We start from the raw sequence: 18,990 nt of genomic DNA, 5'->3' as shown, positions 1-18,990 counted from the left end.
GAGAGCACCATGAATTATACAATCAAACTATTCACCATCAGTTCTCTGCCGTTGTTAGTCGCAGCCTGTGGTGGCGGAGGTGGCGGGGGAAGCTCAAGTGCTGCGCCAGCTCAGACACCATCGGCCACGCCAACACCGGTTCAGACGCCCGCTTCTCCTGCTCAGCCAGCCGTTGCAGCGATAACCGACACTTCGGAGATTGTTGCACAAGCAGGGTTTTCGTTTGATGTCGGCGAGAAGATCAGTTTGTCGATGGATTACACGGGAACCATTCCGGGAGCGCTGCACTTGTATTCCGAGTCGGCATTTGTGATGAGTAACGGTGATGTTGTCGCTGACCCATTGTCTAGAATCACAACGGTATACCCAACTAAAATCGATGTGGTGGAATTAGAAGTGAATGGGAACTGGGATCAAATCTACGCTCGTTGGGTGCCGATGAGCAGCAGTGAACAAGAGCAAAGTTGGGTAATTTCACTGGATCAACCGAGCAACAGCTACCACTTGGCTTTTTAGTTGAACCAACCACACTTTATTATCTCAATATTGGCGATAAAAATGAGAGCACCGAACTTACTTGTGGTGCTCTCTTTGTATCTGATTTTCATTTTTACTCTTCATCAATCACATCATCGACTCTCCCTCCCAATACACAAATAACGATGCCTATTCGCTGTGTCTCGCCCTGTTTAGGTATAAAAGACAAGTGGTTAAAATTCGTTCAGAATAGACAAAAACATTTGACCAATAACTATCACACCTCAAATCTTTAATTGTTTTCGTTAGTGCTCTAAATGATATTTAATTTATTGTTTTATAATGATTTTTGTTGTTTTGAATGCTGTGTTGTTACGAGTTTGTTTTAAATAATCATTTGAACCCTAACTAAATTTCTGTCATTTTATATTTAACTGAACGTTCAATATAAAATAAAAGGACTGAGAAATGCCGAAGGTTGGGATGCCTGATATACGTAAACCGCAGCTTGTTCAAGCCACCATGACGGTGATTGATCGAGTGGGTTTGCATGCCGCGAGTATTGCGTTGATCAGCAAAGAAGCGGGAGTCTCCACTGGCATTATTAATCACTATTTTGGTGGAAAGCATGGGCTGCTCGAAGAGACCATGCGTGAAATCCTTCGCCAACTTTCCAATACCATCACCACGTCACTAAAAGCGCTTCCTGTTGACGCTCACCAACAGAGAATCAACGCGATCATCGATGGTAACTTCGAAGGTTACCAAGCAGAAAATAAGGTCGCGAAGGCGTGGTTGGCATTTTGGTCATATTCAATGCATGACGAGCAGCTGAAAAGACTGCAGCGTGTGAATGAAAAACGTTTGATTTCGCACTTACGTCTTGAGTTGAAAGGTATTTTGAATCATGAACAAGCGGATCTCGTTGCTCACGGGATTGCGTCTCTGATTGATGGTTTGTGGCTGAGAGGCACACTAAACCCAGATGGTATCGATGCTCAAAAGGCGCGTGCCATCATCAATGATTATCTAGATAAACAACTTACGTTCTACTCGTGTCACAGCCAATAGATCGCAGTGGCAGCGCTAGACCTAGACCTAGAGCAAGAGCTAGAACGACCACTATTTACACCCAATACTCACATATAGACCAGTAGAGTCTAATAACAATAATTAAGTCAGAATCTCAAATGGAAATGAACTCGTTATACATCGATGGCGCAGCGGTTAAAGCAACCTCTGGTGAAACCTTTGATAGCATTAACCCTGCCAACGGTGAACCTATCGCGACTCTAGGCCAAGCATCTTCAGCAGACGTCGACAATGCTATTGAATCTGCGAAACGCGGGTTTGCGGTATGGTCTGCAATGACTGCTGTGGAACGCAGCCGTATTCTTTTGAAGGCAGTGGAAATACTTAGAGCTCGAAATTATGACCTTGCAAATCTTGAGGTTGTTGATACGGGCAAGCCGTTGCAAGAAGCAATTGAAGTGGACGTGGCGTCTGGCGCTGATGTTATTGAATACTTTGCTGGCTTGGCTCCAACGCTACAAGGTGACCAACAGCCGCTGAGCGAATCTCAATTTTTCTACACTCGCCGTGAACCGCTGGGTATCTGTGCGGGCATTGGTGCGTGGAACTACCCTATCCAAATCGCGATGTGGAAGTCAGCTCCGGCATTGGCCGCGGGTAACGCGATGATTTTCAAACCTTCAGAAGAAACGCCGCTTACAGCGCTCAAGCTTGCTGAGATCTTTACCGAAGCTGGTCTTCCTGATGGCGTGTTCAACGTGGTTCAGGGCGATTACCGTGTTGGTCAGATGCTAACGGCGCACCCAGATATCGCGAAAGTGTCGTTCACGGGCGAAACCGGTACCGGTAAAGCGGTAATGTCGGATAGCGCTAAGACGCTGAAATCAGTCACCATGGAACTTGGCGGCAAGTCACCAATGATCGTGTTTGATGATGCGAAATTGGATGATGCGGTTTCCGCTTCGATGGTGGCTAACTTCTACACCCAAGGCGAAGTGTGTACTAACGGTACCCGTGTTTATGTACATGAAAACATCTACAACGCATTCATCGACCAACTTAAGACACGCACTGAGAAGCTGATCATTGGCGATCCAATGGAGATGGATACTCAGATCGGCGCGTTGATTTCTAAAGAACACCTTTCAAAAGTCCTTGAAGCAATTGAGCTAGCTAAGCAGTCGGGTGCAACCTTGCTGACGGGCGGCTATCAAGTGACAGATAACGGCCTCGAAAATGGCAACTTTGTTATCCCAACCGTGTTTGTGGATTGCGAAGATAACATGCCTCACGTTCAGCAAGAGATCTTCGGCCCTGTAATGTCAGTGTTGAAGTTTACCGACGAAGACGATGTGATCCGCCGTGCTAACGACACCAAATATGGCCTTGCGGCTGGTGTGTTCACGCAAAACCTTTCTCGTGCGCACCGTGTTATTCATCAAATGCAGGCAGGTATTTGTTGGGTGAACACGTGGGGCGACTCACCAGCAGAAATGCCGGTTGGTGGTTACAAGCTTTCGGGTATTGGCCGTGAAAATGGACCAGAAACTCTACTTCACTATACGCAGACTAAGAGCATTCTTATTGAACTTGGCGACTACGCCAGCCCTTATGCCTAACGCGTAACACTCAATTTTATGGGTTAGCTTAACAGAGCTAGCCCTACTGACTCATCTCAGGGAAATCAAAACATGGAACAACGCTACGATTATATTATCGTCGGCGCGGGTTCGGCCGGCTGTGTGTTAGCGGATAGGCTAACGGAAAGCGGTGAACATAGCGTTTTATTACTGGAAGCTGGTGGTACGGATAAGAGCATTTTTATCCAGATGCCAACCGCGCTTTCTTACCCAATGAATACTGAAAAGTACGCTTGGCAATTTGAAACAAAGAAGGAACCGGGCCTTGATGGACGTGAACTGCACTGCCCACGTGGCAAAGTGTTAGGCGGCAGCTCATCGATCAACGGTATGGTTTATGTTCGTGGCCACGCGTGTGATTTTGACCAATGGGAAGAAGAGGGCGCGGCAGGTTGGAACTACCAAGCATGTCTGCCTTACTTCCGCCGTGCTGAATCATGGAATAAAGGCGGTAATGAATACCGTGGCGACAATGGTCCTGTAGGAACATGTAATGGTAACGATATGGAGCTCAACCCGCTTTACCAAGCGTTTATCGATGCAGGTAAAGACGCCGGTTACCCAGAAACACAGGACTACAACGGCTACCAGCAAGAAGGCTTCGGCACTATGCATATGACGGTAGACAAGGGTGTTAGAGCCTCAACCTCTAACGCTTATCTACGCCGTGCATTGAAGCGTTCAAACCTGACCTTGAAGAAAGGCATCGTGGCGCGTCGTTTCTTACTTGAAGCACAAGACTCAGAAGGTTTATCGGGCTTGAAAGCGGTCGGTGTCGAGTTTGAAAAGTCAGGCAATACCCAGGTGGCTGTGGCGAACAAAGAAGTGATCTCTTCTGCGGGTTCTATTGGCTCGGTTCAACTGCTGCAACTTTCTGGTATCGGCCCGAAAGCGGTGCTTGAAAAGGCCGGCGTTGAAGTTAAACACGAACTGAGCGGTGTCGGTGAAAACCTTCAAGATCACTTAGAAGTGTACTTCCAATATCACTGTAATGAACCTATCACACTCAACAGCAAGCTTGGCTTGGTGAGCAAGGGCATGATTGGCGCGGAATGGATTCTGACTCGCAAAGGCCTTGGTGCTACTAACCACTTTGAATCGTGCGCGTTCATTCGTTCTCGCAAAGGATTGAAGTGGCCAAACATTCAATATCACTTCCTGCCAGCTGCGATGCGTTACGACGGACAAGCGGCCTTTGATGGTCACGGTTTCCAAGTACACGTTGGGCCTAATAAGCCAGAAAGTCGCGGTACGGTTGCGATCATTTCTGCTGACCCGCATGCCAAGCCAGAGATCATTTTCAACTACATCTCGACTGAGCAAGACCGCCAAGATTGGCGTGATTGTATTCGTCTGACGCGCGAGATTTTGTCTCAACCAGCAATGGATGCTTACCGAGGTGAAGAGATTCAGCCGGGTCTAAGTGTGACTTCCGATGAAGCAATCGACGAATGGGTTAAACAGAACGTGGAAAGTGCGTATCACCCTTCATGTGGCTGCAAAATGGGCGCTGATGATGATCCAATGGCAGTGCTTGATGAAGAGTGTCGCGTTCGCGGCATTGATAATCTGCGTGTTGTCGACTCATCTGTTTTCCCTGTTATTCCGAACGGAAACTTGAACGCCCCGACCATCATGGTGGCTGAGCGTGCTTCCGATTTGATTTTGGGTAAGCCAATGCTCAAAGAGCAGGACGTTCCAGTGTGGATTGCACCTGAATGGCAAGAGAAGCAAAGAATCAATAAACCAGTAAGAGAAGCGTAAGCCTCTGTTATTGAGATAAAAATATAAAAAGTAACAACCAAAATTAGTCAAAAGTCAGCAAAACTGCCCTGATTAGTATGAGTTAGGGCAGAAAAAGGAAAGATAAAAAGGAATCATTATGACGACTCAACATAAGCAAACTGCTACAACAAAGGTATTAGCAACATTAGCCATCAGTTCATTTGCATTTGGTGCTAACGCTTCTATTGAACCACAGCAATGTGAAAACGTCCGCTTCGCTGATGTAGGCTGGACTGACATTACCGCAACAACCGCCGTTACTTCTGAACTATTAAAAGGCCTTGGTTACAAAACCAAAACCGACCTACTTTCAGTACCGGTGACATACTCTTCAATGGCGAACGGCGATATTGATGTATTCCTAGGCAACTGGATGCCAACCATGGAAGGCGATATTGCTAAGTACCGTGAAGAGGGCACGGTTGAAACCGTTCGTGCCAACCTTGAAGGCGCAAAATACACGCTAGCCGTACCAAAATACGTGTACGACTCTGGCGTGAAAAGTTTCGCAGACCTAGCAAAACATGCCGACAAATTTAAAGACCGCATCTACGGCATCGAGCCGGGTAACGACGGTAACCGCCTAATCCAATCAATGATTGATTCTGACGCGTTTGGCTTGAAAGATTTCAGCCTAGTGGAATCAAGCGAAGCGGGCATGGTGTCTCAAGTGTCACGCGCAGCACGTCGTAGCCAATGGATTGTTTACCTTGGTTGGGCTCCGCACCCAATGAACAGCAATGTTGAGATGGAATACCTTTCAGGCGGTGACGACTTCTTCGGCCCTAACTACGGTGGCGCGAATGTTTACACTAACGTTCGTTCAAACTACCTGTCTGAGTGTGCAAACGTCGGTCAACTTCTACAAAACCTAGAATTCACTCTTGAGATGGAAAACCAGTTAATGGAAGAGATTCTTAACCAAAAAGTGAAGCCAGAAAAAGCGGCTCAACAATGGTTGAACAACAACCCTCAACAAGTTGAAGCTTGGTTAGACAACGTAAAAACGCATAAAGGTGAATCAGCGACTCAAGCCGTGACTGAATACCTAAAGCAAGTTAAAGCTTAGTTCTACCTATCTCAACAGCTACATAAATAATAAAGGTGGGCTTGCCAATTTATCGATTGGTTTGAAGTAGCCCACCCATAATAAAAGGCAATATTGTGAATTTTATTACGGAAAACAAAATCCCTGTCGGACAATGGATGGAAGCGGGTGTTGATTGGCTAACAATCAATGCAGCAGGATTCTTTGACGCTATTTCGATTTTTCTAGAAACCGTCATTATGTTTTTAGTCGATGTATTTAAGTGGATGCCGCCTGCTCTGCCAATCGTGATTACCGCTGCGATTGCGTGGTACTTACACCGTAAACCCTCGCTAGTGATCTTTGTGGTCGCGGCACTGCTGACTATTCTTAACCTCGGCTACTGGCAAGAAATGCTGGAAACCTTTGTTCTCGTCTTTGCGGCGACAACGATTTCCGTATTAATTGGCGTACCGGTTGGCATCATGGCAGCGCACCGTCCTTGGCTCTATACGATGTTGCGCCCAATTCTCGATTTAATGCAGACCGTTCCGACGTTTGTGTATCTGATTCCAACTCTGGTTCTATTCGGTTTAGGCATCGTTCCTGGCTTAATCTCGACCATTATTTTCGCAATAGCTGCACCAATTCGTTTGACCTACTTAGGGGTAACGAAAGTCCCTGAAGAGCTGATTGAAGCGGGTAAAGCCTTTGGTGCAAGTCGCATGAAGTTACTGCTCAAAGTTGAATTACCTGCCGCTCTGCCAAGCATCATGGCGGGTGTCACCCAATGTATTATGTTGTCGCTTTCGATGGTGGTTATCGCCGCTCTTGTTGGTGCTGACGGGCTTGGTAAACCTGTTGTTCGTGCATTGAACACAGTGAACATCTCACAAGGTTTTGAAGCCGGATTAGCGATTGTTTTAGTCGCAATCATCCTTGACCGCTTGTGCAAAACACCAAACCAGAAGGAAGCTTAATCATGTCTATCTCTCAGGAACAAAAGGCAATGGACGCGATTACCATTAAAAACCTTGACGTTGTGTTTGGTAACAAAGCCAATCAAGCGCTGGAACTACTCGACCAGGGTAAAACTCGCCAAGAGATCATCGATGAAACAGGTCAAGTTGTCGGCGTAGACAATGTGTCGCTGACGGTTGAAGAAGGCGAGATCTGTGTATTGATGGGTTTGTCTGGTTCTGGTAAATCATCTTTGCTTCGCGCAGTTAACGGCTTGAATGAGATCAGCCGTGGTTCACTAACAATCAAAGACGGTGACCAACAAGTCGATTTAGCACAATGTGATGAAGCGACTCTGCGTCACCTTCGTACTCACCGCGTATCCATGGTTTTCCAAAAGTTTGCTTTGATGCCATGGCTTAATGTATTAGACAACGTGGCGTTTGGTCTTGAAATGCAGGGAGTAGCAAAAGATGTTCGTCGTGCAAAAGCGCGTGAACAATTAGAAATGGTCGGCCTAGCGGAATGGGAAACCAAATTCCCGCATGAGCTTTCTGGCGGCATGCAGCAACGTGTTGGTTTGGCGCGTGCGTTCGCTATGGACACCGACATTCTATTGATGGATGAACCGTTCTCGGCGCTTGACCCATTGATTCGTGCACAGCTGCAAGATGAACTGATCACACTGCAAAACAAACTCAACAAAACGATTCTGTTCGTGAGTCACGACCTAGATGAAGCACTGAAGATTGGTAACAACATCGCGATCATGGAGTCCGGCAAACTGATTCAACACGGTAAGCCTGAAGAGATCGTATTGACGCCAAAAACAGAATACGTAAAAGACTTCGTTGCTCATACCAATCCATTGAATGTGCTTAAAGGTCGCTCTTTAATGCAGCCTCTTGATTCACTGACGCAAGAGAATGAAAGCTGGAAGATCTGCGATTCTAAAGATCTCTGGGTTGAACAGAGTGAAGGTGCTTTATCTGTGAAAGGTGAATCTGCTTTGGCGCTTGTCGAGTGGAGCGAATCTGACGACCTAACCGCGATCAGCGCGTCGAGTGTGGTTGTGGCAAGCCCTGAAATTGGCATGCGTGATGCGATTAAGCTCAAGCAGATCAGTAACCACCCAATTCTTCTCGTTGAAGACAACCAATTAGTGGGTATTTTGGATAACAGCGAGTTTTACAACGCACTAACGGGTAATTTTCAGATGAATACAGCCGCGTAAAATTTCGTTTCCAGCTTGGCGATTAGGGCTGGTTTTTTATTAGGTGGAGAGGGTTAAGTCTCTCTACCTCTATGATTATTAAAATATATTATTCTTTGAACTTGTATTCTCTGACTCACTATTTTTGCCTTCATTGAAGCTTTCATTTCCCCTTCATTAAGTAAAAGTGCCGTACCACGCAAGTTTAGTGGTATAGAAAAGATTGAGAATAGTATGAACATCAGTACAATGCGGAAAAATCAATGAAGTAATTTATCAATTTACAGTGTAATTCGAGCTCGCCTGACGTAAATAATCAGGACATACCATCGCTTCGACGCTGTAAAACCATTCACAGTATATTAGTACAAAGGTCTGCATCTTGGACAAACATGACGAAATCCTGGTCGCTATTCGCCAAATTATTCGCGCTATCGATTTACATTCGAAAAAGCTGAGTAAAGAGTATGGTTTGACTGGCCCTCAATTAATCTTAATGAGAGCAATCCAAGAAATGGGTAATGTGACGATCAAAGAATTGTCTAATCACACCAATGTGAGCCAAGCCACCACAACCACGATCATCGATCGCTTGGAACTGAATGGCTATGTACAACGTGTTCGCAGCTCGTCAGATCGCCGCAAAGTACACGCAAACCTGACTGAAAAAGGTCAAGAGTTGCTAAACAATGCGCCACCACCGCTGCAAGATAACTTCGTTAAAAAATTCCAAAACCTAGAGCCGTGGGAGCAAAGCTTACTGCTTTCTTCAATGCAGCGAGTATCATCAATGATGAACGCAGAAGACATCGACGCCGCTCCAGTACTTCAACTTGAAGGCATTGCAAACGTAGCCAAGAGCTAACCTTATTTATAAATTGTTTATTTAGAACAACAACTTAAATAATTGTCAAATGGTCGCACTAAGCGGCCATTTTTGATCCTGCCATTTAAAACCTCTATTTGCCCTGCGTGTTAGTTACGCCTTCTTATTTTAAATTCCCCTGACTTTTTGCCCCGTTTGAAGCCGCCTCATTGGATTGTAATCAAAACTCCATTGACGATTCTCTGACAATAAAATGCTAGACCGACCGGTCTGTTTTGTATTATTGTGTGCTCATCTTAACCACGAGGTGATGTATGAAACACGAATTGACGCCAACACAAATGACCATGACGTTGAACAGCATGCAGGGAGCTTTTGCACAGAAACCGATGCCGGCGATATCGGAGAGAATTGAGCAGCTGCTCGCACTTAAATCTGCGCTTATCGATTACACAGATCGTTTGTGTGTAGCCGTGAGTGAGGACTATGGTCACCGTAGCCGACAAGACACTTTGATGGCTGACATATTGCCTTGTATCGGAAATATTGATCACAGCATTGAATGTTTGCCTCATTGGTCGACATCTTCAATTCGTCATTCCGGACCATTACTTTCAACCTCTCGTGTTGAGGTGGTTTATCAACCCAAAGGCGTCGTAGGGATTATTGCTCCGTGGAATTTTCCGATCATGTTATCCGTCGGTCCGCTTATTTCGGCGCTGGCTGCAGGCAATCGCGCCATGATCAAGATGAGCGAATTTACCCCAGCGACAAACCAAGTATTACGATCGCTATTGGAGGAAGTTTTCCATGCCGATGAGGTGTGCTTGATTGAAGGTGAGGTAGAAATCGCAGCCGCATTTTCGGCGTTGCCGTTTGATCATCTTCTGTTTACAGGGTCAACCCAAGTGGGTCGCCAAGTGATGAAGTCAGCGGCTGATACGCTAACCCCAGTCACGCTAGAGCTGGGTGGAAAGTCGCCGGTTATCGTGGCAGAAGACATGCCGATTGATATTGCGGTAGAGCGAATCATTTATGGCAAGAGCCTAAACAATGGCCAAGTATGTGTCGCTCCAGATTACGTGCTACTCCCTGAAGATAAGCTCGAAGCCTTCATTCTGGAGTACAAAAAACAGTACCAATTATTGTTCGATGAAGGGATTTACTCTGAGAGTTTAACCTCGCTCATTAACCCTCGCCAATGTGATCGTATTGTTGGTCTGTTGAATGAAGAACAGCAAGCAGGGACACGAATCGTTGCTTGCCATGACGAAGCGATGGACTTAGACACTCATCGCTTGGCGACACATTTGATCGTTGCACCAAGCCTGTCATCCAAGGTGATGAACGAAGAAATTTTCGGCCCATTATTACCCTTGATTACGTATCGCAATGTCGAAGAGGCGTTCCAAGCCATCAATAGCAAACCAAGGCCTTTGGCACTCTACCTGATGAGCTTTGATTTGAGCTTACAGGCGCAGGTTAAGCACCAAGTTCATTCCGGTGGCATGTGTATTAATGACTGTGTGTTCCATTTAGCGGTTGATGACGCGCCGTTTGGTGGCATTGGTGAATCAGGTCAGGGCAACTATCACGGCAAAGAAGGTTTCCTGACTTTCTCCCACGCCAAAACAGTCTTGGAAACGGGTTTAGATCATCGAGTTAAGCATCTGTTTTCAAAAGAAGACAACGAATTAAAAACCGCAGTGATGGGCATGCTTGGCCAGTAAATCACTGTTGGTATGACACTGTTTATTTTTCAAAAAGTTATTTTCACGAAATTATTTTAAGAGGTTACTTTTATGTTGGAACGTTTTTTTGAACGTACGATCAAATCGTATTTGATGATTACAGGTTTCTTAACGGCGACGGCTTTTTCCACTTTCCTAGCGCCAGATTGGAGTATGCAGACGCTGTTCTCATACAACGATACGATGATGGAAAACAAAGAGTATTTGCTGGGGACTTATCAACACTGGGGTGTGATGGTTGGCTGTATTGGTGTGTTGTTGATGTTCTCTGCGAAGTACAAATCGCTGCGCACCTCGACCATGATTTACAGCGCATTTGAGAAGTCGATGTTTGTTGGCATCTTCTTATACAACGTGTGTATCAACGATTATGAGTGGTTCTATGGCTGGAGCGGCGTGTTTGCGCTCGATGGATTTGTGACCGTTTATTCTTTGGTTTATCTGTACTACTACCTCACTAGAGATAAGAGTAAGGTCCCAGCTCACCTTCGTTAATCGTTAACCGTTTGTGAGTTGCTCAGGGTGAGTCAATGACACTTCATTAATGATCAATAGCTTACTTATGATTACAGCCCGCATTTGCGGGCTTTTTTCGTTTTGGGGCAATGATCTATAAAGATCTTAATTGACATATCTTTGACATTTACACTCTAGACCGACCGGTTTGTTTTGGTTATTGTTTAGTCATCAACTAGAAATGAGGTAAACACCATGACAACCAATAATTTTAACTTTCAACTTAAAACCATTGTTCATGCTCAAGAGAACGGCATTGAAAATATCCCTTCTCTGTTTGGTCGCTTAGGTGCGCAAAGAGTCGTGCTCTTTTCTGATAAAGGTTTGGAGTCTCTTGGTTTTGTTGAGCAGTTCTCGGCGTTATTTGTAAACCAGAATGGGAATCAGGAAGCGAACCAACAATCGGTTCAGCTTGTTGGCGTGTACACCGATATCGCGCCAGACGCGACTTGCGACAACATCAATGCAGCCATTGAGTTTGCAAACAGCGTCAATGCTGATGCGATCTTGTCTGTTGGCGGCGGCAGCGTAATTGATGCTTCTAAAGGTGTGAAATACGCATTTCATAAGAAGATAGATGACATTCGCACTGTAATTGCAGGTGGTGGTCATATGGATGTATGGCCAAACAATGAAGATATTCGAGTGCCCCACATTGCTGTTCCGACAACGGCTGGTACGGGCGCAGAAGCCTCTCCGATTGCTGTTTTTTACAACGAACATGAAAACATCAAAGCAAGCTTAGTCGCGTCTGGGTTAGAAGCCGATATCGCAATCCTTGATCCAACGGTGACCACTAAGCTGCCAGCTCACCTGACTCGTTCTACCGCGATGGATGCACTAACACACGCTGTTGAAGCGATTGTCTCGCCAATGAGTAATGCATTCACTGACGCTTACGGCATTCAGGCTGCAAAACTGATTGTTGAAAACTTACCCTTGGCACTTAAAGAGCCAGAAAACCTAACAGCACGCGGCAACCTTCTTCAAGCGAGCACCATGGCGATCTCTGCTTTCTATTCGTCTTTGGGCGGCATTCCAATTCATAACTGTGCTCACGCTTTTGGTGCGATTAGCCACATTCCACATGGTGATGCCAACACGGTACTGATGCCGGTTGTGATTGAAGCGCTGCCTGAATTCTATATGCCGAATGCGGCGAAGTTAGCTCAAGCGTTCTCTGTCGACACGACGGGAACCGATGAGATGGTTTACCAGAGAGTGCTGGATTTCTTAAACAACTTCCAAACCAGTGTCGGTGCGATGAAGCGTTTCAGCAGCTGGGACTTTGATGAGCAAGAGAAGAGCAACATTGCGGAAGCGATTGAAAAAGACATTTGCTTTCAGTTCTACCCAATCTCGAAACAGACGATTGAAACCATCATTGAGAAAGCGATTTAAGTCTCTGTCTTAATCGACTGAATTTTATGACCATTTAGTTCAGTCCCTGATTCACTCACAACTATTACTCGAGAGCCAATTATGAAAATTGAAAACGTATTGCTATCAAGCTTGTGCATCATCGCGCCATTCCTACTTTTCACCTAACTCATTCAACAGGGACGTTGTGACCTTTATTCCCGAGGAGGAAATAAATGATCAATAAACGTTTAACTACCGTGATTATGACTGGTGTTTTGGCTGCTCTGTTTTTTGCCAAAGCAAGCGTTGGAAGCGAAAGCTCTAAGAACGCAGCCACCATGGATCAATCGCAGCAGCATCAAGATGTCGTGCAATTGTTGGATGAGGCTTACCAAGGGCAATTGGATGCCCAGCTCTCTGTCGGTTACTTATATCTGAGCGGAGATGGCGTAGAACAGAATGATGAAAAAGCCGCGGAGTGGTTCGTCACCGCAGCCAATAACGGTAGCCCTGAAGCTCAAACACAGCTTGGGTTGATGTATATCTCTGGAAGTGGCGTTCAAGCCAGCCAAGCGGAAGCTGTCACCTGGATCGGCATGGCAGCAGCTCAAGAGTATGACCCTGCGCTCGACTTATTACATTGGATGTCGCAAGCCGCGCACTAATTCAAATCCTAACTCAGGTTAATCACAGAAAGGTTAACCACAGAAAAAGTTAATCATAAAAAAATTAATCACAGAAATTGGAGAACGTCTTATGCAGACATTCAAGAAATCTTTAGTGTTCACGGCAATGGCCGCGGCAAGCAGTGCTGCTCTTGCGGCTGAATCAGAAAAGCCGAATATTGTTGTTATTGTTGGCGATGATGTGGGCTTTGCCGATACACAGCCTTATGGCTCAGAAGCGGATACCCCAAACCTGATGGCGCTGGCTGAAGAGGGGGTCAAGTTTACTAACTTTCACGCGTCACCAACCTCATCGGTAACGCGCTCAATGATGCTAACCGGAGCAAACAGTCACGAGGTTGGGCTAGGCACCTTCGACTATGCTGTCTATCCGGGCGCGATTGGTAAGCCGGGTTATGAAGGTTACCTCACCAAGAAAGGTGTCACGGTCGCAACGCTGCTTGAAGAGAGCGGCTATAACACTTACCTCTCTGGTAAATGGCATTTGGGACACGAGGATGGCTTCCTACCGGATGATCGAGGTTTTGGGGAGAGTTACGGTATTTTAGCGGGCGGTTCGAATCACTTTAACCGAGATATGATGTTCCCGGCTAAAAATGCCGCGACAGCGGATGCGCTGCAAAAAGGCGATATTCCTGGTGTTGAAGTTGAGCCAACTTACCGCAACGGTGAAGTGGTTGAGGATAAATACAAAGGCGAGTACTCAGACCAAGTTTACACCAACGAGATCATCAAGATGATCGACAGTAAAAAAGACGACGGCAAGCCTTTCTTCGCTTACGTGCCATTCACCGGTATTCACCTGCCACTGCAAGCGCCTGAGTCTGCTTATCAAGATAAAGTCGATTACTACGTTGAACATGGTTGGGACTCGGTTCGAGAAGATCGTTTCCAACGCATGAAAGAGATGGGCGTGATTCCTAAAGAGGCTGAGATTTCAGGACGTAATTCATTAAGCCGCCCTTGGGATTCGCTTTCTGAGAAAGAACAAAAGTGGTACGGCAAGAAAATGGCTGTCGCGATGGGCATGATGGAAATGCAGGACCAACAAGTCGGTCAGATAGTCGATTACCTGAAAGAAATCGGGGAATACGATAATACCTACATCATGTATCTAGCGGATAACGGCCCAGAAGCGGCGGATATTACCGGTGAAAACATCAGTGACTTGATCCGAACCTGGACCGCTCATCACTTCGATAATTCGACCGAAAACTTAGGTAAGGCGAACTCCAGTGTGTCACTGGGTCCTGAATGGGCAAGCGCTTCAACCGGCGGCCTATCTTGGTACAAAGCTTACACAGCAGAGGGCGGTATTCGTGTGCCGTTTATTGTTAAGCCAGCCAAAGCGCTTCTAGAAGGTGAAGATGCGTTACAGCCGGGAACTCAAACAGACGACTTGTCCCAAGTGAAAGACATTGCAGCCACGATTCTTGAAATTGCAGAGGTAGAGCATCCAGGAACGGAATATCAAGGTCGAGAAGTGGCGCCGATGAGTGGTGTGAGCTTGTTGCCTTACTTCAAAGGTGAAACGGCAGAGGTGCACAGTGCCGATAATGCGATTCCATTTGAATTGTTTGGTAGCGGGATTCTGCTAAAAGGTGATTACAAGATCATTCGAATCTCTACCGGTATGGGCGGTGACAGCGAGTGGCACTTATACAACACCAAGAAAGACCCAGCCGAGCAACATGACTTGAGAAATCAAATGCCAGATCTGTTCCTTGAAATGGTCGCTGAATATCAAGAGTACGAAAAAGCGCAAAACATCGTCCCGGTTGACGAAGAGTGGAATCCGTTTGAAAACGTGAAATAGAGGAAATGAACCACTCGGCCAACCTAATGCCATTAAGCTTGGTTGGCCGATGAACACCGTGTAAAGGAATTACGAATTGTTTTGGCTAATACAATAACTTTTACATCGAGGCACTCTTCATGACGACACTATCGCTATCAAATTTGAGTTCAATTCCGCAGTTCAATGGTAAAGCACACAGCAAGCTTCAAGCGCTAGCAAAACCGATTGGGGCGGTGTGTAATATCAGTTGCACCTACTGTTATTACTTAGAAAAACAGCAGCTGCTTGAATACCCAAAAGGCTCTCAATATACGATGGATGAAGTCCTGTTAGAGCGTTATATCAAACAGTACATAGAGGGGCAGAACACGCCTGAAATCATCTTTTCTTGGCATGGTGGAGAGCCTACCTTGTTGGGGATTGAGTACTTTCAAAAGGTCGTCGAGCTGCAGAAAAAATATTGTCCTAGCTACAGCAAGATCAGCAACGACCTTCAAACCAATGGCACTTTATTGAATGATGCGTGGTGTGAGTTCTTTAAGAACAATAACTTTATCATTGGCGTGAGTATTGATGGCCCAGAGCACTTACATAATCACTACCGAACCAACCGTGCAGGCAAAGGAACCTTTTCTCAAACAATGCGTGGTATTCGCTACTTGAAGCAACATAACGTCGAGTTCGCGACTCTAAGCTGCGTGAATGACGTAACAGGTAAGTATCCACTAGAGGTCTATCGCTTTCTACGCGATGAAGTGGGTTCGAAGCAATTGCAGTTTATACCTGTGGTCGATAAGCGCGAAGCTCACACCAACAATAAATGGTTGAGCAACCAACAAGCGATCATTCCTGTATCAGGCGAGGTTGAACCGTGGAGTGTCGGCTCTGCGCAATGGGGACAATTCCTCACTGCCGTTTTTGATGAGTGGTTTGAACACGATTTTGGTCGAGTGTTAGTGCCGTACTTTGAAAATTTTGTCGGTGTATGGATGGGCAGAGAAAGCACCATGTGCACCTTGAGTGAGATCTGCGGCAAAGGGTTAGCAGTTGAGCCCAATGGCGATGTGTACTCATGTGATCATTATGTCTTTCCTGAATTTCAGCTGGGTAATATTCAGGAACAAGCACTTTCAACTTTAGCCTTCTCGCCAAAGCAGCAGAGTTTTGGGTTCGCCAAACAGAAGTCTCTGCCGAAACAATGCCAAACCTGTGAGTTTAAATTTGCATGCCATGGCGAGTGCCCAAAAAACAGAATCATCACAAGCCGAGATGGTGAGGCTGGGTTAAATTATCTCTGTGAAGGATGGCTGAGCTTCTTCAAGCATGTCGACCCTATTATTAAGGGCTTACTCAAAGCCAATAATATTGCGTCTCGTCTGGGGTAACGGAGTAGGCGTGAATCGATTTAATCAAGATTTAAAGTTAGATAGAAGGCTCGCTAAATTGTGCGAGCCTTTTGGTATTTGGTATTTGGTATTTGGTATTTGGTATTTGGTATGTAGTAACGGGTACCTAGTCAGCTGATTCTTGTGTTGGGCTCATGGCAAGAATGGTTTCATCCATGGCATTGTTTAGAATCGAACGGTTGCGCTGCATCGCGGCCATGAGCGTTGAGCCTAGCCATAAGCCATAAAGCGTTCGAGATAGCGATTCTGGCTCTGCGATAGTGAAATCACCATCGGCATTACCTTCTTCAAACAGCTTTGCCATACGCAGGATGATCTTTTCTGCGCCTTCTGCCATGGTCGATTGCAATGGGTTAGCAGACCCAGATACTTCTCCCGCCAGTTTTACGACAAGACATTGGATATTGAAGTCTTCAGTCAGTTTCGATGCACACCAAAACTCGAAATAGGCTTTAACGCGATCACGACGAGAAAGCGACTCATCACTTAAAAAGTCATCTAGCTTAGCGAGATGCTCATCAAAGTAGTTAGTAAGAAGGATCTCACCAAAGTGTTCTTTGGATTTAAAGTAGTGGTAAAAAGAACCCTTCGTGCCTTCCGCTTGGTTGATGATTTTCATCAGGCCAACACCAGCAAACCCGTGTTCATTAATAAGGCTAAACCCTGCATCGAGCATAGCTTGTCGCATGTCTTTCATTGTTCTTACTCTTTATGCTGAGAATGAGGAATAGTGTAACCAGCAACATACCAACCGTCCAGTCTAGCGCGTTAGGACCCGGTCAATAATTGACTCGTTTCGTCAAATTGATTTCTCTCTTGCTTACACTTCTAAGCGACAAAACTTTTTTCAAGATAAGCGCATGCTATAAAACGAAAATAACAACCTTAAAGAGCTTGTTTGGTGCCTTAAAATAGCTAAATCGGGGTGTTTTAAGTTGCTGTTTTTGTTGGTTTTTAATTTAGTGTTTTCTTGAGATCGCAATGATAGTCTTAGCGTAATTTCTTTAGGGGGCTAAATGGACACCAATAACAGCACTTATCATCACCACAGTTTTGCTCAGCAAGACTTATCAGAGCTTACATTTACAGCCTGTACGTTTATCCGTTGTGATTTCAGACGTTCGAACTTACGTGACGCAACGTTTATTAACTGTAAGTTTATTGAACAAGGCGATATTGAGGGATGCCACTTTGATGTTGCCGACTTACGAGATGCAAGCTTCCAGAATTGCCAGCTGGCGATGGCGAATTTTAGTAATGCGAATTGCTATGGGATTGAGCTACGTGAATGCGACTTGAAAGGGGCTAACTTCACTCGTGCTAACTTTGCCAATCAGGTAAGCAATAGAATGTATTTTTGCTCTGCGTATATTACGGGCTGTAATCTGTCATACGCCAATTTTGAACAAGCTTGTTTAGAGAAGTGTGAGCTGTTTGAGAACCGTTGGATAGGCACTTACCTTGGCGGCGCGTCACTGAAAGAGTCTGATCTCAGCCGAGGTGTGTTCTCGGAAGACGTATGGGGTCAATTCAGTATGCAAGGTGCTAATTTATGCCATGCTGAATTAGAAGGGTTAGATCCTCGCAAGGTAGATACATCGGGGATTAAAATCGTCGCGTGGCAGCAAGAGCAACTGCTTGAAAGCATGGGTATTGTGGTCATGCCCGATTAATAGAGGCAGTGAGGTAGAGTGAGTCGATAGTGAACGCTGTTGTTTTGTATTATTAATGCCTGTTACACTATAGCTTCGCGGCTGCACATGTTTATATTCAGTTTAATCTAGAGAAAATTATGACTATAGAAAATGTGCTTCCTGAAGATTATGCAGAAATGCTTAAGGTTTGGGAGAATTCAGTCCGAGCAACTCATGACTTTATTACAGAAGAAGATATTGAGTTTTTTAAACCTATCATCATGGAATATGCGTTCCCTGCAGTCTCTTTGAAATGCGTTAAAAATGAAAGTGGTTCGATTGTTGGTTTCGTGGGTGTCCATGATGCAAAAGTTGAGATGCTTTTCGTTTTAAATGAAGTTCGAGGGCAAGGCGTAGGCACGGTGTTATTGCAACATGCGATTGAGCAGTTAGCAGCCACCAAAGTTGACGTTAATGAGCAAAACCCACAAGCGGTAGGTTTCTATCAGCACATGGGGTTCAAAATTGAATCACGCTCCCCACTTGATGACATGGGAAAACCATTTCCAATTCTGCATATGACGCTGTAAGCCTCGGTTGTCGTATCACTCGGTTGTAATCAACCACAGTCGCTAGAAGAAAAGCCCAAAGCTAATAACTTTGGGCTTTTCCGTATTTGGAGTTTCGTCTGACTTTTTATGCAGGTCGTTTTCATGTCGTGAGGCTGGATGAGTGAGTTAGCAGTTTGTTATGTCGTAAAATTTCAGTTGAATGGTGTTTAGATTTCATACGCGATCTTGGTCACTGATTTTGGCGTGTTACATTCCCTGTTTTACGAATATAAACATAACCATTATCACAATTAATTTATGGTCAA

At 45.4% G+C, this 18,990-nt stretch carries 17 protein-coding genes; 16 read left to right on the top strand and 1 reads right to left on the bottom strand.

Features of this window, described 5'->3' with window-relative positions; all coding sequences use genetic code 11:
• Nucleotides 1-9 precede the first annotated feature (9 nt).
• The 14 genes from MSG36_RS01805 to MSG36_RS01740 all read left to right on the top strand — a co-directional run bounded on the left by MSG36_RS01805 (nucleotide 10) and on the right by MSG36_RS01740 (nucleotide 16,458).
• Nucleotides 10-516: a hypothetical protein gene (locus MSG36_RS01805; protein WP_248365921.1), complete on the top strand. Its 507-nt coding sequence runs from the start codon at nucleotides 10-12 to the stop codon at nucleotides 514-516.
• A gap of 429 nt (nucleotides 517-945) precedes the next feature.
• Entirely contained in the window at nucleotides 946-1,548 is a 603-nt protein-coding gene (gene betI, locus MSG36_RS01800) for a transcriptional regulator BetI (protein WP_017078460.1), read from the top strand.
• Nucleotides 1,549-1,667: 119 nt separating this feature from the next.
• A complete protein-coding gene (gene betB / locus MSG36_RS01795; RefSeq protein WP_248365920.1) occupies nucleotides 1,668-3,128 on the top strand; it encodes a betaine-aldehyde dehydrogenase in 1,461 nt (486 codons plus the stop codon).
• A 72-nt stretch (nucleotides 3,129-3,200) separates the two neighbouring features.
• Nucleotides 3,201-4,913 carry a choline dehydrogenase gene (gene betA, locus MSG36_RS01790; protein ID WP_248365919.1) on the top strand — a complete coding sequence of 571 codons (1,713 nt, stop codon included), beginning with the start codon at nucleotides 3,201-3,203 and terminating at the stop codon, nucleotides 4,911-4,913.
• A gap of 118 nt (nucleotides 4,914-5,031) precedes the next feature.
• Complete coding sequence (locus tag MSG36_RS01785; protein WP_050620295.1) at nucleotides 5,032-6,003, top strand: choline ABC transporter substrate-binding protein; 972 nt, start codon at nucleotides 5,032-5,034, stop codon at nucleotides 6,001-6,003.
• A gap of 95 nt (nucleotides 6,004-6,098) precedes the next feature.
• A complete protein-coding gene (gene choW / locus MSG36_RS01780) occupies nucleotides 6,099-6,941 on the top strand; it encodes a choline ABC transporter permease subunit (protein WP_019824535.1) in 843 nt (280 codons plus the stop codon).
• 2 nt (nucleotides 6,942-6,943) lie between these two features.
• Nucleotides 6,944-8,155, top strand: a complete 1,212-nt coding sequence (gene choV / locus MSG36_RS01775) for a choline ABC transporter ATP-binding protein (protein WP_248365918.1) — start codon at nucleotides 6,944-6,946, stop codon at nucleotides 8,153-8,155.
• 361 nt (nucleotides 8,156-8,516) lie between these two features.
• Nucleotides 8,517-8,999, top strand: coding sequence for a MarR family winged helix-turn-helix transcriptional regulator (locus tag MSG36_RS01770; RefSeq protein WP_017061075.1), 483 nt, complete (start codon nucleotides 8,517-8,519; stop codon nucleotides 8,997-8,999).
• Between the two features lie 275 nt (nucleotides 9,000-9,274).
• On the top strand, nucleotides 9,275-10,690 hold the full coding sequence (locus tag MSG36_RS01765; RefSeq protein ID WP_248365917.1) for a coniferyl aldehyde dehydrogenase: 1,416 nt from the start codon (nucleotides 9,275-9,277) through the stop codon (nucleotides 10,688-10,690).
• A gap of 72 nt (nucleotides 10,691-10,762) precedes the next feature.
• On the top strand, nucleotides 10,763-11,206 hold the full coding sequence (locus MSG36_RS01760) for a hypothetical protein (RefSeq protein WP_017070129.1): 444 nt from the start codon (nucleotides 10,763-10,765) through the stop codon (nucleotides 11,204-11,206).
• Between the two features lie 216 nt (nucleotides 11,207-11,422).
• The gene (locus MSG36_RS01755; protein ID WP_248365916.1) at nucleotides 11,423-12,628 is read left to right on the top strand and encodes an iron-containing alcohol dehydrogenase; all 1,206 of its coding nucleotides are present in this window, start codon (nucleotides 11,423-11,425) and stop codon (nucleotides 12,626-12,628) included.
• A 194-nt stretch (nucleotides 12,629-12,822) separates the two neighbouring features.
• Nucleotides 12,823-13,254, top strand: coding sequence for a tetratricopeptide repeat protein (locus MSG36_RS01750; protein WP_048614300.1), 432 nt, complete (start codon nucleotides 12,823-12,825; stop codon nucleotides 13,252-13,254).
• Nucleotides 13,255-13,345: 91 nt separating this feature from the next.
• Nucleotides 13,346-15,091: an arylsulfatase gene (locus MSG36_RS01745; protein WP_248365915.1), complete on the top strand. Its 1,746-nt coding sequence runs from the start codon at nucleotides 13,346-13,348 to the stop codon at nucleotides 15,089-15,091.
• A gap of 119 nt (nucleotides 15,092-15,210) precedes the next feature.
• Entirely contained in the window at nucleotides 15,211-16,458 is a 1,248-nt protein-coding gene (locus MSG36_RS01740) for an anaerobic sulfatase maturase (RefSeq protein WP_248365914.1), read from the top strand.
• Nucleotides 16,459-16,585: 127 nt separating this feature from the next.
• On the opposite strand, the gene MSG36_RS01735 is transcribed toward MSG36_RS01740, so the two are convergent.
• The gene (locus tag MSG36_RS01735; protein ID WP_248365913.1) at nucleotides 16,586-17,176 is read right to left on the bottom strand and encodes a TetR/AcrR family transcriptional regulator; all 591 of its coding nucleotides are present in this window, start codon (nucleotides 17,174-17,176) and stop codon (nucleotides 16,586-16,588) included.
• A gap of 319 nt (nucleotides 17,177-17,495) precedes the next feature.
• Between MSG36_RS01735 and MSG36_RS01730 the strand changes: the two genes are divergently transcribed.
• Nucleotides 17,496-18,152, top strand: a complete 657-nt coding sequence (locus MSG36_RS01730) for a QnrS family quinolone resistance pentapeptide repeat protein (RefSeq protein WP_048614309.1) — start codon at nucleotides 17,496-17,498, stop codon at nucleotides 18,150-18,152.
• Nucleotides 18,153-18,271: 119 nt separating this feature from the next.
• The gene (locus MSG36_RS01725) at nucleotides 18,272-18,703 is read left to right on the top strand and encodes a GNAT family N-acetyltransferase (RefSeq protein ID WP_048610289.1); all 432 of its coding nucleotides are present in this window, start codon (nucleotides 18,272-18,274) and stop codon (nucleotides 18,701-18,703) included.
• Nucleotides 18,704-18,990 lie beyond the last annotated feature (287 nt).

Source organism: Vibrio sp. 1CM8B (genome assembly GCF_023161685.1).
In the GTDB taxonomy this organism is placed as follows: Bacteria; Pseudomonadota; Gammaproteobacteria; order Enterobacterales; family Vibrionaceae; genus Vibrio; species Vibrio coralliirubri.
This window is presented reverse-complemented; position numbering and strand designations above follow the sequence as displayed.